Origin of the sequence: uncultured Jatrophihabitans sp., from assembly GCF_964251945.1 — a bacterium.
GTDB lineage: Bacteria > Actinomycetota > Actinomycetes > Mycobacteriales > Jatrophihabitantaceae > Jatrophihabitans.
Genome location: NZ_CAXULP010000009.1, coordinates 27,968 through 42,698 on the forward strand (window position 1 = coordinate 27,968; position 14,731 = coordinate 42,698).

The window sequence follows — 14,731 nt, forward strand, 5'->3', positions numbered from 1 at the left end:
CTCAGCGGCGTGCCCGGATGCCGTACTCGCGCCAGCGCCGGTCGACCAGCGCGAGCGTCTCGGCGTCGAGAACGCACTCCTCCGGCCAACCGCGGGTGTAGCCCTCGGTCGGCAGCTTGCGGGTCGCGTCCACGCCGAGCTTGCCGCCGTAGAACTGCGCGTAGCTGGCGTGGTCGAGGTGGTCGACCGGCCCGATCGAGTGCAGCGCGTCGTGGGCGTAGTCGACGTTGCCGAACGCGCGCCACGCGACCTCGGCGTAGTCGTGCACGTCGCAGTCGGCGTCCACCACGACGATCAGCTTGGTCAGCGCCATCAGCCCGGCGCCCCAGATCGCGTTCATGACCTTCTGCGCGTGCTTGGGATAGCGCTTGTCGATCGAGACGATCGCGCAGTTGTGGAACACGCCCGCCGCGGGCAGGTCGTAGTCGACGATCTCCGGCACGGTCAGCCGGATCAGCGGCAGGAAGATCCGCTCGGTCGCCTTGCCGATCGGGGCGTCCTCCTGCGGCGGCCGGCCGACGATGATCGACTGGAAGATCGGCTTCTTGCGCATCGTCAGCGTCTCGACCCGCACGACCGGGAACGGCTCGACCGGCGTGTAGAAGCCGGTGTGGTCGCCGAACGGCCCCTCCGGCGCCCGCTGGCCCGGCTCGACCCAGCCCTCGAGCACCACCTGAGCGCCGGCCGGGACCTGCAGCGGCACGCTGACGCAGTCGACGAGCTCCACCCGCTCGCGCTGCACGAAGCCGGCGAACAGGTACTCGTCGATGTCGCCGGGCAGCGGGGCGGACGCGGCGTAGGTGACCGCCGGCGGGCAGCCGAACGCGATCGCCACCGGCAGCCGCTCGCCGCGCCGTTCGGCGATTGCCGCGTGCGACGTCGAGTCCTTGTGGATCTGCCAGTGCAGGCTGACGGTGCGCGGATCCTGCAGCTGCAACCGGTACATGCCGAGGTTGCGCGCGCCCGTCTCCGGATGCTTGGTGTGCGTCAGCCCGAGGTTGAGGAACACGCCGCCGTCGCCCGGCCACGCCTTGACCCCGGGCAGCAGCGCCTCGAGGTCGATCTCGTCGCCGCGCAGCACGACCTCCTGGCTGGGCGCGTCCTTGACCCGCCGTGGCGGGGCGGCGCGCAGCTGGCCGACCTTGCCGAGCGCGTCGCGGAAGCCGCTGAGCCCCTGCGGCAACTCGGGCTTGAGCAGCTCGGCGATCCGCTCGCCGATCTCGTCGAGTCTGGTGACGCCGAGCGCCTTCGCCATCCGCCGCTCGGCGCCGAACACGTTGATCGCGAGCGGCATCGCGCCGCGGGTCGGGTTCGTGAACAGCAGCGCAGGTCCCTGCTCGCGCAGCACCCGCGCGACGATGCCGCTCACCTCCAGCTGCGGGTCGACGGGCGCCTTGACGGTCGCGAGGTCGCCGTCCTTGTCCAGGGCACGAAGGAAGTCCTGCAGGTCGGCGTAGGCCATACCGCCAAGGTATCTCTGCCTTGGTGCCCGAGCTGGTCGCGTTCTGGGCCGTTTTCGCGACCAGCTCAGCCACCAAGGCAGAGGTGGCTACCCTCGCGGCCATGGCGCAGCTGCTGCTGGTGGAGGACGACGCGGCGATCCGCACCGCCCTCACCCGTTCGCTGCGCGACCACGGCCACGTCGTGACGTCGGTGGGCGCCGGCATGCCCGCGCTGTCCGCGGCGGTCGAGAACAAGCCGGACGTCGTGCTGCTCGACCTCGGCCTGCCGGACATCGACGGGGCGGATGTGCTGTCGATGCTGCGCGCCGTCAGCGACGTGCCGGTGATCATCGCGACCGCTCGCGACGACGAGGCCGAGATCGTCCGGCTGCTCGACCTCGGCGCCGACGACTACGTGATCAAGCCGTTCACCGCGGCACAGCTCACCGCCCGGATCCGCGCGGTGCTGCGCCGCTCCGGCAAGACCGACGAGGATCCGGTGATCACCGTCGGCGGGCTGGTCATCGACACCCGCAGCTACGAGGTGACCGTCGACGGCCGGCCAATCGAGCTGGCGCGCAAGGAATTCGAGCTGCTGCTCGCGCTGGCCCGGCGCGCCGGCGAGGTCGTCACCAAACGCGACCTGCTCGGCGAGGTGTGGCAGCTCGCGTGGGGCGGCTCGGACCGGACGGTGGACGTGCACCTGTCCTGGCTGCGCCGCAAGCTCGGCGAGACGGCGGTCGCGCCGCGCTACCTCCACAGTGTGCGCGGCGTCGGCGTGCGGCTCGCGGCGCCCAGCGAGGCCTGATGCGCCGCCGGATCCTGCTGCTCGTGGTCGGCATGACCACGCTCGTCGTGCTCGCGTTCGCCATCCCGCTCGCCATCCTGATCCGCCGGAGCGTGTATCAGGACGCGACCACCCGGCTCGAGTCCGCCGCCGGCCAGTTCGTGGCCTTCCTGCGGGGCGCCCAGACGTCGCCGACGGACGCGCAGATCACCGCGTACCTGAAGAGCGTCAGCGTGGAACGCTCGGTGTCGGTGGAGCTGCCGACCGGCACGGGGCTGGGCGCCCCGCCGCCTGGCGACCTGAGCCAGCTCGATCAGCTGGCCGGCGCGGGCGGCGCCGCCGGGACGGGCGGCAGCGAAGGGGCGGGGGGCGCCAGCGGCGAGTCGGCCGGCGGCCCGGGCGCGCGCGGGGGTCCGCAGTCGAGCGCCCAATCATGGGCGGGCGGCCAGCTGGCACAGCTGCGGCTGTTCGGCCGCGACGGGCTGCTCGTCGTCCGCGTCTACGCCAGCGACAGCCAGCTGCGCAGCGGCGAGACCGGGTGGTGGCTGTTGCTGGCCGGCGCGAGCGTCGGGCTGCTGCTCGCCGGCGCGTTCGCCGGCGAGGTGCTCACCAGGCGCATCGTCCGGCCGCTCGTGCAATCCGCGGCGACCGCGTCCCAGCTGGCCGCCGGCGACACGCTCGCCCGGGCGCCGACCGACGGGCCGACCGAAGTCGCCGACGTCGGTCGCGGGCTGAACCGGCTCGCCGACCGCATCGATGAACTGATCGCCGAGGAGCGCGAGACCGTCGCCGACCTGTCGCACCGGCTGCGGACACCGCTCACCGCGCTGCGGCTGGACGCGGAGTCGCTGCGCGACCCGGCCGACGCCGAGCGCGTGGGCACCCACGTCTCCAATCTCGAGCGGATGCTCACGGCGGTCATCCATGCCGCCCGCCGGCCGCAGCGCGAGGGCCGGATCCCGTCGTGCGACGCGACAGCGGTGGTGGCCGACCGGTTCGGCTTCTGGACACCGCTCGCCGACGATCAAGGGCGGCGCGGCGAACTCGCGCTGCCCGACGCGCCGGTGCCGGTGCGCGCCTCGGCCGAGGACCTTGCCGCGGCGGTGGACGCGCTCGTCGAGAACGTCGTCGCGCACACGCCCGAAGGCGTCGACTTCGCGGTGCGGCTGGTGCCGACGGCGACCGGCGCACGGCTCGAGGTGGCCGACGAGGGCCCTGGGCTGCCGCCGGACGCTGTGCTGCGCGGACGCAGCGACCGCGGCTCGACCGGCCTCGGGCTCGACATCGCCAGACGATGCGCAGAGGCGTCCGGCGGGCGGCTGACCACCGGCGCCGGCCCGGGCGGCGGCGCGCTGGTGATGCTGGAACTCGGCGCCCCCTGACCGCAGCCGCTTTGCGAGCAGCTGAGCTCAACCCCAGCGCCAGGACGACACGATGGACGCCGCGGCTGTCCTCGAGGCGGCGAACGCGTCCCGGCTGGCGGTGTAGGTGATCACGTAGCCGTAGCCGCCGTGCAGCACGACCGTCTGTTCCTGCCGCAGCCGGTAGCCGGCCTGCGCGTCATCGAAGGTGTAGCGCCGCCCCGCGCTGCCGTCGACCCGCGTGGCCGCGACCGGGCTGAGGTCGGTGAGCTTCAGCGCGCGGCCTAACGCGGCCACGGCCCGACTGCGGTACGCATCGACGTCCTCGCCGGCCGCGACCTGCTCGCGGACGACGTTGACGTTCGTGATGAAACCGCCGCCGACCGGGCCGGTGTAGGCGTCGAGCGCGCCGGCCTGCTCGGCAGTGGCCTGGTTCTCACGCCAGCCGGGCGGCAGGACGACCGAGAAGTCGCGCTTCGGGCTGGGCAATCGACCCTTGCCGACGGCGCCGGGGGCGGTGCTGCGATCGCTCGGGCCGCCCGAGATCGACGTCCCGGCGACCGCGGTGGACGTCGTGGACGTCGTGGACATCGGGGCCGGACTCGAACCCACCAGCTTCGACAGCGTCGCGGATCGGTCGCATCCGGCGAGCGCAACTGCCGTGGCGGCGACGGCGACGACGGCCGTGATCCGGTGCATTGCGCCAGACCCTATAACGGGGCGCCGCCGAGCCGGTCCCTAACCGAAGTTGACCTTTTGTTGACGCTTGGCTGATGAGGGGCTGACCCGCCGGGCGCGACCGTAGTCGCTATGACCCGACGCCCCGCCTCGAAACTGACTTCGCGCGCCACCTACGCCGGCGCCGTGGCCGCCGCCGCGGCCGGCGCGCTCACCGTGGGGTTGATCAGCGGCGTCGCCGCGTCGGCTGAGCCGGCGTCGACGACTTCCGATTCGACTGGCACGACGGGCTCGACCGGGACGACGGGATCGACCGGGACGACGGGATCGAACACGTCAGCCGGCGCCTCGTCGAACTCGACCTCGAGCGGCATCAGCAGCAGCTCGGACCAGGGCTCGCAGACCTCCAGCGCGAGCAACGGCTCATGAGCGCCACCTGGACGGGTTCGGCCTGGAGCTGCACGATGCGCCTCGTCGTCGCCGACGATCGCGCGTTGCGGCCGGCGCACGAGGACCTCGTGGCGCTGCTCGATCGCGTCGACAAAGCGGCGAGCCGGTTCCGGCCGGACTCGGAGCTGAGCGGGGCGAACGCGCGAGCCGGCCTGCCGACGCCGGTGTCCCGGCTGCTGGTCGAGCTGGTGGACGCGGCGCTCGGCGCCGCCGCGGCGACGGACGGCGCGGTCGACCCGACGCTCGGCCAGACCCTGCGCGAACTCGGCTACGACCGCGACATCGCCCTGCTGCGCGCGAGCGATGTCTCGCCCACCAGCGCCGTCGACAGCGCCGCGGCGCTGGCCGGTGCCCCGCCATCCGTCCCAACCAACGACCGAGCGGCAGGCGAGGCGCGGCCGGGTCATCGCTGGAGCCGGATTCGGCTAGACCGACGGGCCGGCCTGCTCACCGTGCCGCGCGGGGTCGAGCTCGACCTCGGCGCCACCGCGAAGGCTTGGACGGCCGACCTCGCGGCCCGCACTTTCGCCGATCGGTACGGCACTGGCGTGCTCGTGGAGCTGGGCGGCGACCTCGCCGTCGCCGGCCCGGCAGGCGACGGCTGGCGGGTCCGGGTCGCCGAGCGCGCCGGCGGCCCCGGCCAGGTGGTGACCGTGCGGCACGGCGGCGTGGCCACCTCCACGACGACGCTGCGCACCTGGCAGCGTGACGGGCAACGCAGGCACCACGTCATCGACCCGCGGAGCGGCCAGCCGACCGACGGTCCCTGGCGGACCGCCTCGGTCTGGGCGGCCACCGGGCTCGAGGCGAACATGGCGAGCACCGCCGCGCTGGTGCTCGGCGCGGACGCGCTCGCCTGGCTGACCCAGCGCGGCTTCGCGGCCCGGCTCGTCGCCCAGGACGGTTCGGTGACGACCACCGCCGGCTGGCCGCGCCCCACCGATACCAGCACCGCGCCCGCCGCAGACACCCGCGCGCCGACCGATCCCGACGCCACCCCTGAATTCGATCAAGTTTTCCGGCGACAGGGCCACGGCGCGACCCGCGCAACGTCCCCCACACCGGAAAACGTGATCCTGGCCGGAGCGCCGTCGTGAACGTCTGGATCACCGCCCGCGGCGCCGGCCTGTCCGCGCTGACGCTGTTGACCATCTCGACGTGTATCGGCGCACTCGTCAGCCGTCGCGCCGCCACCGGCCAGGTGAGCGACCTGCGCAGCATCGGGCGGCGCTACGTCGCCCAGCACGTGCACCGCACCGTCGCCGCGCTCGGCCTCGCCGCGCTGACGCTGCATGTGACCGCGATCCTCGCCGACTCCTACGCCCACGTCGGCTGGCGCGGCGCGCTGATCCCGTTCACCTCGGCTTATCGCCCGGTGTGGGTCGGCGTCGGGACGCTGGCCGTCTACACGTTCCTGCTCGTCGCCGGCGTCGGCATGGCGCGCGGCCGGATGGCGTCATCCCCGCGCGCCGCGCGCTCGTGGCGCGCGCTGCACTGCCTCGCCTACGCCGGCTGGGCCGCGGCGATGCTGCACGGCCTCAACTCGGGCACCGACAGCTCGACCGGCTGGGTGCGCCTGCTCTACGTCGTCTGCCTCTCAGCGGTGCTCGGCGCCGCTGGCATCCGGCTGCTGACGCTGGCGCCGCGCGGGGCCGACCGATTCGCCGACCCGGCAGCCGATCGATTCGGCGCCCGCCCGCCAGTCGCCGCCGCGCAGCCCGAGCCCACCGTCCCCCTGTTGAGCAGAGCGCACCGATGACCGAGCTTGCGAGGTCATCAATGTGGCCAGCACGCCGTCATCGCCCGACGGAGGAGGGCAGGATGACCGAGCTTGCGAGGTCATCAATGTGGCCAGCACGCCGTCATCGCCCGACGGAGGAGGGCGTATGACCGCCGTGCTGCGCCGTCCGCGGGAGACACCGCCGCTGGACACCCGGACCTGGACGATCGGCGCGCCGCGCCTGCTCGCTGGCCTGGACACAGCCGACCGCCTCGACCTGCGCGAGCACCTCGGCACGCACGGCCCGTTGCCGGCCGTCGAGTTCGACCGACTGCTGGCCGTGCTCGACGCCGTCGGCGGGCTGCCCGGCCGCGGCGGCGCCGGCTTCCCGTTCGCCGCGAAGCTGCGCGCGCTCGCGCCGCACCGGCGCCGGGTCGTCGTCAACGGCGCCGAGAGCGAGCCCGCCAGCCGCAAGGACCGCGTGCTGCTGCGCCGCACGCCGCACCTCGTGCTGGACGGCGCGCTTGCCACTGCCGCCGCGATCGGCGCCCGCGAGGTCGTCGTCGCGCTGCACGACGAGACGACCGCGGCCGCCGTCCGCGCCGCGGGCGCCGAGCGCGCGGACGCCGCCCGGCTGAGCGTCCGCGTGACGCCGGGCGGATTCGTCGCGGGCGAGGCTCGCGCGCTCGTCCGCGCGCTCGACGGCGGCCCGGCGCTGCCGCCCGGCCGGCGCACACCGCCGACCGACTCCGGCACGGTGCTGTCGAACGCCGAGACCTTCGCCCAACTCGCCGTGCTGCTGCGTGTCGGCCCGCACCGCTACACGGACACCGGCGCCCTCGACGAGCCGGGGACCACGCTGCTGACCGTCGGCGGGGCCGTCGACAGGGCCGGCGTGGTCGAGCTGCCGACCGGCACGCCGCTGGGCATCGTGCTCGCCGCGGCGGGGGTCGTCGAGCGGCCACAGGCCGTCGTCGTCGGCGGCTACCACGGCGCATGGTGCGCGCCGATTCCGGAGATCCGGTTGTCCCGCGCGGGGTTGCGCAGCGCCGGCGGGACGCTCGGCGCGGGCGTGCTGCTCGTCGTCGACCACGGCACGTGCGCGCTCGGCGAGCTCGCCCGGGTCGCCGGCTGGCTCGCCGGCGAGTCGGCCCGGCAATGTGGCCCGTGCCGGTTCGGCCTCCCCGCGCTGGCCGCCGACGTCGCCGCGCTCGCCGCCGGCCAGCCCGCCCCCGGCGGCCGGCCGGGACGGCAGCTGTCAACGGTCGAGGCGGCGCTCGACCACGCGCGCGCCGTCACCGGCCGCGGCGCGTGCGCGCACCCGGACGGCGCGGCCCGGTTCGTCACCTCCGGCGTGCATCTGCTGCACGACGAGATCGACCGGCATCTCGAGAGCGGCGGCTGCGGCCGGCCGGTGCTCGGCCGGCTGCCGATCGGCGCCGCGTGATGAGCGTGCTGCGCGTCGACTGGACTCGTTGCGACGGCCACGGCCTGTGCGCCGCGCTGCTCGTCGATCGCATCGGCCTCGACGAGTGGGGCTTCCCCGTCGTCCACCACTCCGAGGTCGGCGACGACACGCCCGCCGACGTCCGCCGCGCCATCGCGGCGTGCCCCGCCCTCGCCCTGTCCACGACCAGCCAGTGAACCGCGTGAAAGGAACACCGATGACAGCGCTCGCCGAGCGAAGCTCGCCACCGACCGCCGCTGTAGACGGAATTGTCGACGTCGAGATCGTCGTCCCCGTCTACAACGAGGAACGCGATCTCGAGCCGAGCATCCGTCGCCTGCATGCCTATCTCGCGCGCGATTTCCCGTTCGAGTCGATCGTCACGATCGCCGACAACGCGAGCACCGACCGCACCTGGTCGGCCGCGCAGCGGCTGGCCGCCGAGTTCGACGGCGTGCGCGCGGTGCATCTCGACGCCAAGGGCCGCGGTCGCGCGCTGCAGCAGGTCTGGGCGTCCTCGCAGGCGCGGGTCGTCGCCTACATGGACGTCGACCTGTCCACCGACCTCGCGGCGCTGCTGCCCCTGGTCGCGCCGCTGATGTCCGGGCACAGCGACGTCGCGATCGGGTCACGGCTGTCCCGCTCGTCGCGGGTGGTGCGCGGACCGAAGCGCGAGCTCATCTCCCGCTCCTACAACCTGCTGCTGCGCACGACGCTGCGGGCCGGCTTCTCCGACGCGCAGTGCGGCTTCAAGGCCATGCGCACCGAGGCCGCGCGGGTGCTGTTGCCGCACGTGCGCGACACTGCGTGGTTCTTCGACACCGAGCTGCTGGTGCTCGCCGAGCGCAGCGGCATGCGGATCGCCGAAGTGCCGGTGGACTGGGTGGACGACCCGGACAGCCGCGTCGACATCCGGGCCACCGCGCTCGCGGATCTGCGCGGCGTAGCCCGGCTTGGCCGCGCGTTGGCCCGCGGCGACCTGCCGCTGCGCGAGCTGCGCACCGCCGTCGGCCGCGACGAGGTCGCGGTGCCCGGCGTTCCCCGCCGGCTCGCCGGACAGGCCCTGCGCTTCGCCGCGATCGGCGTGCTGAGCACGCTCGCCTACCTGCTGCTGTTCGTCGTGTTGCGCCCGTCGACCGGCGCGCAGGGCGCAAACTTGCTCGCGCTGCTGATCACGGCGGTCGCCAACACCACGGCGAACCGCCGGTTCACCTTCGGCGTGCGCGGCGGCGGCGTCGCCCGGCATCAGCTGCAAGGGCTGGTCGTGTTCGGCCTCGGCCTCGCGCTGACGAGCGGTTCGCTGTGGCTGCTCGGCGCGACGACCCCGCACCCCGCCCGCGCGCTCGAAGTCGCAGTGCTCGTCGTGGCAAACCTGCTCGCCACCCTGTTGCGGTTCGTCCTGTTCCGCCAATGGGTGTTCGGACGTCGTCGGATGGAGACCGCCAAATGACCGCCCTATCTGAGCCGATGATCTCGGCCGCACCTGACGAGAACGCACGGCCCAGCCGAGATCATCGCGTGCTGCGCGAGCGCGGCTCGCTGTTCGGGCTGCTCGGGGTCACCGCGCTGCTGTACCTGTGGAACCTCGGCGCGTCCGGCTACGCCAACGACTTCTACGCAGCCGCCGTGCAGGCCGGGACGAAGAGCTGGAAGGCGTTCTTCTTCGGCTCGTTCGACTCGGCCAACCTGATCACCGTCGACAAGCCGCCGGCCGCCCTGTGGCCGATGGAGCTGTCCGGCCGGCTCTTCGGCTTCAACTCGTGGTCGATGCTCGCGCCGCAGGCGATCGAGGGCGTGCTCGCCGTCTGGCTGCTGCACGCGACGGTCAAGCGCTGGTTCGGGCACTGGGCCGGCATCCTCGCCGGCGGCCTGCTCGCGATCACGCCGGTCGCGGTGCTGATGTTCCGGTTCAACAACCCGGACGCGCTGATGGTGCTGCTCATCGTGGCGGCCGCCTACTGCACCACCCGCGCGATCGAGGTCGCGTCGACGAAGTGGCTGGTGTTCGCGGGCCTGGTCGTCGGCCTCTCGTTCCTGGCGAAGGGCCTGCAGCCGTTCACCGTCGTCCCGGCGCTGGGAATCGCCTACCTCGTCGCGGCCCCGGCGAGTTGGCGGCGCAAGGCGGCGCAGCTGCTCGCCGCGGTGGCCGGCATCGTCGTCGGCGCCGGCTGGTGGGTGCTCGCCGTGCAGCTCACGCCGGCCGCCGACCGGCCCTACATCGGCGGCTCAGGCGACAACTCGCCGCTCGGCCTGGCGTTCGGCTACAACGGGCTTTCCCGGCTGTCCGGCTCCAGCGGCGGCGGCCCGGGCGGCGCCGGCGGTGGCTTCGACGGCGCCACCGGCATCGGCAGGCTGTTCAACTCCGACAACGGCGGCCAGATCGCCTGGCTGATCCCGGCCGCGCTGATCGCGATCGTCGCGCTGGCCGTGGTGACCCGACGGGCGGCGCTGACCGATCGAACCCGGGCCGCGGTGATCATCTGGGCCGGCTGGCTGCTGGTCACCGGGGCCGTGCTCAGCTTCGCCGGCGGCGTCATCCACACCTACTACACCGTCGAGTTGGCGCCGGCGATCGCGGCGCTCGTCGGCATCGGCGCGGTGACGCTGTGGCGGCGGCGGGCCGACGCGCCGGCCAGGGTGGCGCTCGCCGCGGGCACGCTCGTCACCGGCGGGTGGGGCTACACGTTGCTGCACCGCACGCCGTCGTTCTACGGGTGGCTGAGTTACCTGTTGCTCATCGCCGGCATCGCGGGGGCGGCGCTGCTGCTCGCGCCTCCTGCCGCGATTCGGCGCGGGCTGACGATGACGGCGCTGAGCGTCGGGCTGGTCGTCGCCGGCGGCGCATCGGCGGCGTACGCGCTCGACACCACGACGACGCCGCACACCGGCTCGACGCCGACCGCCGGTCCGGCTGTCGCCGGCGCCGGGTTCGGCGGCCGCGGCGGGTTTGGCGCAGGCCGCGGCCGTGGCGGGTTCGGCGGCGGCGAGCTGCCGGCCGGCTTCCCGGCCGGGTTCCCGGCCGGCGGGTTCCCGGGCGCCGGCAACGGCGCCGGCGGATTCCCCGGCGCGCCTTCGCAAGGCGGCGCCCTCCCTGGCGGCACGACCCAGGGTGGGACCGGCACGGCGCCGGGCGGCACGTCCACCCAGGGCGGCGGCGCGACCGGCGGCGACGCGACCGGCGACGCGACCGGCGGCGCGACCGGAGGTGGCGGGCTCGGCGCCAGCACCAGCTCGGCACTCATCGCGGCGTTGAAGAGCACCACGACGAAGTGGGCGGCGGCGACCATCGGTTCGCAGAGCGCCGGGCCGCTCGAACTGGCCAGTGGCACGGCCGTCATGGCGATCGGCGGGTTCACCGGCAGCGACAACGCGCCGACGCTCGCGCAATTCGAGCAATACGTCCAGGCCGGGCAGGTCCGCTACTTCATCGCCTCCGGCGGCGGTGTCGGCGGTGGTTTCGGCGGCGGCGGTCGCGGCGGCGGCGCCGGCAGCGCGATCACGTCCTGGGTCGAGGCGCACTACACCGCCACCACCATCGGCGGCTCGACCGTCTACGACCTGACGAAAGCGAAGGCGTCATGACCAGCACCTCTGTCCGGCCCGCCTCGGTGAGTGGTGCGGAATCGACTGAGTGGCACGACATTTCGCGCCACTCGACGGACACCGCACCGCTAACCGGGAGCAGGTGGCGCGAGCGCGTCCCGTTCGGCCTCCTGCTGCTCGGCACCGCGCTGCTCTACCTCGTCGGGTTGTCGAAGTCCGGCTGGGCGAACCAGTTCTACGCGGCCGCCGCACAGGCCGGCAGCAAGAGCTGGACGGCGTTCCTGTTCGGCTCGCTCGACCAGTCGAACTTCATCACCGTCGACAAACCGCCGGCCTCGCTCTGGGTCATGGACATCTCGGTGAAGATCTTCGGCGTGAACTCCTGGTCCGTCCTCGTGCCACAGGCGCTCGAGGGTGTCGCGGCGGTCGCGGTGCTGTACGCCGCGGTCAAGCGGGTGGCCGGGGCGAACGCCGGTCTGCTTGCCGGCGCCGCGCTCGCGACGACGCCGATCGCGGCGCTGATGTTCCGCTTCAACAACCCGGACGCCTTGCTGGTGCTGCTGATGACGGCGGCGGCCTACGCCACGGTGCGGGCGATCGAGGCTGCTCAGGCCCGTTGGCTGATGCTCGTGGGCGTGCTGGTCGGCTTCGCGTTCCTGACGAAGATGCTGCAGGGGCTGCTGGTGGTGCCGGCGTTCGCAATCGCGTATCTGATCGCGGCGCCGACGACCCTCCGCAAGCGCATGCTGCACACGCTGGCCGCGGGCGTCGCGATGATCGTCGCGGCCGGTTGGTGGATCGCGCTCGTCGAGCTGTGGCCGGCCGGGTCGCGCCCGTACATCGGCGGGTCAACGGACAACAGCGTGCTCGAGCTGGTGTTCGGCTACAACGGGGTGGGCCGGCTGACCGGTTCGAGCAACAACGGCAGCGTGGGCGGCAACGCCGGCGGCGGCTTCTCCTCTGGCGAGACCGGATTGACGCGGCTGTTCGGCGCCGACATGGGCACCCAGATCAGCTGGCTGCTGCCGGCGGCGCTGGTCGCGCTCGCCGTCGTCGCGTGGCAGACAGCACGCCGGCCGCGGACCGATCCGCTCCGGGCGAGCCTGATCGTGTGGGGCGGGTGGCTGCTCGTCACCGGCGTGGTGCTCAGCTTCGCCAGCGGCATCATCCATCCGTACTACACGGTGGCGCTGGCGCCGGCGATCGCCGCGTTGATCGGCATCGGCGTCGTCGAGATGTGGCGCACGCGCGCCACATCTCTCGGCAAGTGGGGCCTGGTCGCGTTGCTGGCGGCCGCCGCATGGTGGAGTTACGAGCTGCTGGGCCGGGCGTCCTGGCACCCAGAACTGCGCTGGATCGTGCTGGCGGCAGGCGCGGTCGCGATCGCCGCGGTGCTGTTCGGTTCCCGGCTCAAGGGCTATCTCGTCGCGGCGGTGATCGCGCTGACGCTGCTCGTGGCGCCGACCGCGTACGCGCTGCAGACGGCGTCGACGGCGCACACCGGCGCGCTGCCGACCGCGGGCCCCGCGTCGACCACCGGCGCCGGACGCGGCGGGTTCGGCGGTCGCGGCGGCTTTGGCGGCGGCGCTCGGCCCGGCGGCGGTACCGGCGGATTCCCCGGCGCCGGCGGATTCCCCGGCGCCGCCGCCGCCGGGACGGCGAACGGCACCACCGGCGGCACCACCGGAACCACCGGCGGCTTCCCAGGCGCCGGGACGACCGGCGCCACCGGCGGCACCACTGGAACCATCGGCGGGTTCCCGGGCGGCGGCACGGCTGGACGCGGCGGCTTCGGCGGCGGCATGGGCGGCCTCGGCGGCGCGGCCACGGTCAGCAGCACGCTGACCACTGCGCTGCAGAAGAACGCGAGCGCGTACACCTGGGTGGCCGCCACGACGAGCGACAACGAGGCTGCCTCGCTCGAGCTCGCGTCCGGCCAGGCGGTGATGTCGCTGGGCGGCTACAACGGCACCGACCACGCCATCACGCTCGCGGCGTTCCAGCAGCTGGTCCAGGCCGGCAAGGTGCACTACTACATCGCCGACCAGCAGGGGTTCATCGGCTCGACGGCGGCGAACACCTCGACGGCCTACGCGATCCAGCAGTGGGTGGCGAGGACGTACACCGCCTCGACCGTCGGCGGCAGCACCGTCTACGACCTGACGGCAACCGGCTGAACTCGCCGATGATCTCGGCCGGAGCGTGCCAATCCGCACGCTCCCGCCGAGATCATGCTGACGGGCTGGCCCGCGAAAACGGCCGGGTCAGCTGAGGCCGGCGTAGCTGTGCAGGCCGGACACCACGATGTTGACGACCAGGAAGTTGAACGTGATGGCGCCGAAGCCGGTGAGGTTGATCCACGCGGCGGCCCGGCCGCGCCAGCCGGCGGTGGCCCGGGCGTGCAGGTAGCAGGCGTAGACGACCCAGACGATGAACGCCCACGTCTCCTTCGGGTCCCAACCCCAGTAGCGGCCCCAGGCGGCCTCGGCCCAGATGGCGCCGCAGATGATCGCGACGGTGTACAGCGGGAAGGAGAACGCGACGATGCGGTACGCGGCCTTGTCCAACGCGGCGGCCGAGGGCAGCTTCGCCGCGAGCGTCCCGATCGTCCCCGGCTGGTAGTCCGGCAAGGTGCTGCGCCGGTCGTGCCGCGACTTCGCCAGGTACAGCACGGTCAGCACGGCGCTCGTCATCAGCGCGCCCTCGGCGATCGACACGAGCGTCACATGGATGGCCAGCCAGTACGACTGCAGCGCGGGGACGAGCGGCTGGGCCTGGGAGTACAGCACCGTCCCGGCGAGGAACATCATCAGCACGACCGGCAGCAGCACGAAGGCGCCGAGGAAGCGCAGCTGCGGCAACCGCCAGAGGACGGCCAGGAACGCCGCGACGCCGATCAAGCCGGCGACCGAGGCGAACTCGTACATGTTCGACCACGGCACCGCGTCCACCGCGATCGCGCGCACCGCGATCGAGGCCGTGTGGAACAGCGCGCCGAGGACGGTCACAAGCACCGACCAGCGCCCGATCCGGTCGGCCTTGCCGCGCCGCCCGCCGCCCGCCGAGCCGGCCAACACCGTCGAGCCGGCCGGGACCGCGGGCCGGGCGGGCGCGGAGACCACCGGCGGGCCACCAGCGCCCACCAGCTCGCGCGCGGGGGCCGCCGACGCGTCGAGCTTGCGGCCCACCCGGCTGAACGCGAACTCGGCGGTGTAGCCGATCATCGCGAGCGCGTAGACCGCGATCGCGGTGGTGAACAGCCCGTCCGAGACGTGGGCCATCGATCCGCTGATGCCAGCCACA

13 protein-coding genes are annotated in these 14,731 nt (G+C 73.6%); 9 read left to right on the forward strand and 4 right to left on the reverse strand.

What is annotated here, in order from left to right; all coding sequences use genetic code 11:
- Nucleotide 1 precedes the first annotated feature (1 nt).
- Nucleotides 2-1,462 (reverse strand): menaquinone biosynthesis decarboxylase, encoded by a 1,461-nt coding sequence (locus tag ACFFBG_RS15690; RefSeq protein WP_375480376.1) that lies wholly within the window; start codon nt 1,460-1,462, stop codon nt 2-4.
- Between the two features lie 101 nt (nt 1,463-1,563).
- On the opposite strand from ACFFBG_RS15690, the gene ACFFBG_RS15695 reads away from it, so the two are divergent.
- Together ACFFBG_RS15695 and ACFFBG_RS15700 are read left to right on the forward strand one after the other, a co-directional pair.
- A complete protein-coding gene (locus ACFFBG_RS15695; protein ID WP_375480378.1) occupies nt 1,564-2,250 on the forward strand; it encodes a response regulator transcription factor in 687 nt (228 codons plus the stop codon).
- Nucleotides 2,250-3,611 carry a sensor histidine kinase gene (locus ACFFBG_RS15700; protein WP_375480380.1) on the forward strand — a complete coding sequence of 454 codons (1,362 nt, stop codon included), beginning with the start codon at nt 2,250-2,252 and terminating at the stop codon, nt 3,609-3,611. Before ACFFBG_RS15695 ends, ACFFBG_RS15700 begins: the two co-directional genes overlap by 1 nt.
- A gap of 27 nt (nt 3,612-3,638) precedes the next feature.
- Here ACFFBG_RS15700 and ACFFBG_RS15705 read toward each other — a convergent pair whose 3' ends face one another.
- Both ACFFBG_RS15705 and ACFFBG_RS15710 read right to left on the reverse strand, forming a co-directional pair.
- Nucleotides 3,639-4,289 (reverse strand): hypothetical protein, encoded by a 651-nt coding sequence (locus tag ACFFBG_RS15705; RefSeq protein ID WP_375480382.1) that lies wholly within the window; start codon nt 4,287-4,289, stop codon nt 3,639-3,641.
- A gap of 152 nt (nt 4,290-4,441) precedes the next feature.
- Nucleotides 4,442-4,687 carry a hypothetical protein gene (locus ACFFBG_RS15710; RefSeq protein ID WP_375480384.1) on the reverse strand — a complete coding sequence of 82 codons (246 nt, stop codon included), beginning with the start codon at nt 4,685-4,687 and terminating at the stop codon, nt 4,442-4,444.
- Between the two features lie 6 nt (nt 4,688-4,693).
- Between ACFFBG_RS15710 and ACFFBG_RS15715 the strand changes: the two genes are divergently transcribed.
- The 7 genes from ACFFBG_RS15715 to ACFFBG_RS15745 all read left to right on the forward strand — a co-directional run bounded on the left by ACFFBG_RS15715 (nt 4,694) and on the right by ACFFBG_RS15745 (nt 13,605).
- Nucleotides 4,694-5,815, forward strand: a complete 1,122-nt coding sequence (locus ACFFBG_RS15715) for an FAD:protein FMN transferase (RefSeq protein ID WP_375480386.1) — start codon at nt 4,694-4,696, stop codon at nt 5,813-5,815.
- Nucleotides 5,812-6,477: a ferric reductase gene (locus tag ACFFBG_RS15720; RefSeq protein ID WP_375480388.1), complete on the forward strand. Its 666-nt coding sequence runs from the start codon at nt 5,812-5,814 to the stop codon at nt 6,475-6,477. Before ACFFBG_RS15715 ends, ACFFBG_RS15720 begins: the two co-directional genes overlap by 4 nt.
- Before the next feature lie 127 nt (nt 6,478-6,604).
- Nucleotides 6,605-7,885 carry an NADH-ubiquinone oxidoreductase-F iron-sulfur binding region domain-containing protein gene (locus tag ACFFBG_RS15725; RefSeq protein WP_375480390.1) on the forward strand — a complete coding sequence of 427 codons (1,281 nt, stop codon included), beginning with the start codon at nt 6,605-6,607 and terminating at the stop codon, nt 7,883-7,885.
- The gene (locus ACFFBG_RS15730; RefSeq protein WP_375480392.1) at nt 7,885-8,082 is read left to right on the forward strand and encodes a ferredoxin; all 198 of its coding nucleotides are present in this window, start codon (nt 7,885-7,887) and stop codon (nt 8,080-8,082) included. Before ACFFBG_RS15725 ends, ACFFBG_RS15730 begins: the two co-directional genes overlap by 1 nt.
- A gap of 20 nt (nt 8,083-8,102) precedes the next feature.
- A complete protein-coding gene (locus tag ACFFBG_RS15735; protein ID WP_375480394.1) occupies nt 8,103-9,335 on the forward strand; it encodes a glycosyltransferase in 1,233 nt (410 codons plus the stop codon).
- The gene (locus ACFFBG_RS15740) at nt 9,332-11,467 is read left to right on the forward strand and encodes an ArnT family glycosyltransferase (RefSeq protein ID WP_375480397.1); all 2,136 of its coding nucleotides are present in this window, start codon (nt 9,332-9,334) and stop codon (nt 11,465-11,467) included. Before ACFFBG_RS15735 ends, ACFFBG_RS15740 begins: the two co-directional genes overlap by 4 nt.
- Complete coding sequence (locus ACFFBG_RS15745) at nt 11,464-13,605, forward strand: glycosyltransferase family 39 protein (protein ID WP_375480399.1); 2,142 nt, start codon at nt 11,464-11,466, stop codon at nt 13,603-13,605. The genes ACFFBG_RS15740 and ACFFBG_RS15745 overlap by 4 nt, the downstream gene beginning before the upstream one ends.
- A gap of 87 nt (nt 13,606-13,692) precedes the next feature.
- Here the strand turns inward: ACFFBG_RS15745 and ccsB are convergent, their stop codons facing one another.
- On the reverse strand, nt 13,693-14,730 hold the full coding sequence (gene ccsB, locus ACFFBG_RS15750; RefSeq protein WP_375480401.1) for a c-type cytochrome biogenesis protein CcsB: 1,038 nt from the start codon (nt 14,728-14,730) through the stop codon (nt 13,693-13,695).
- Between the last annotated feature and the right edge of the window lies 1 nt (nt 14,731).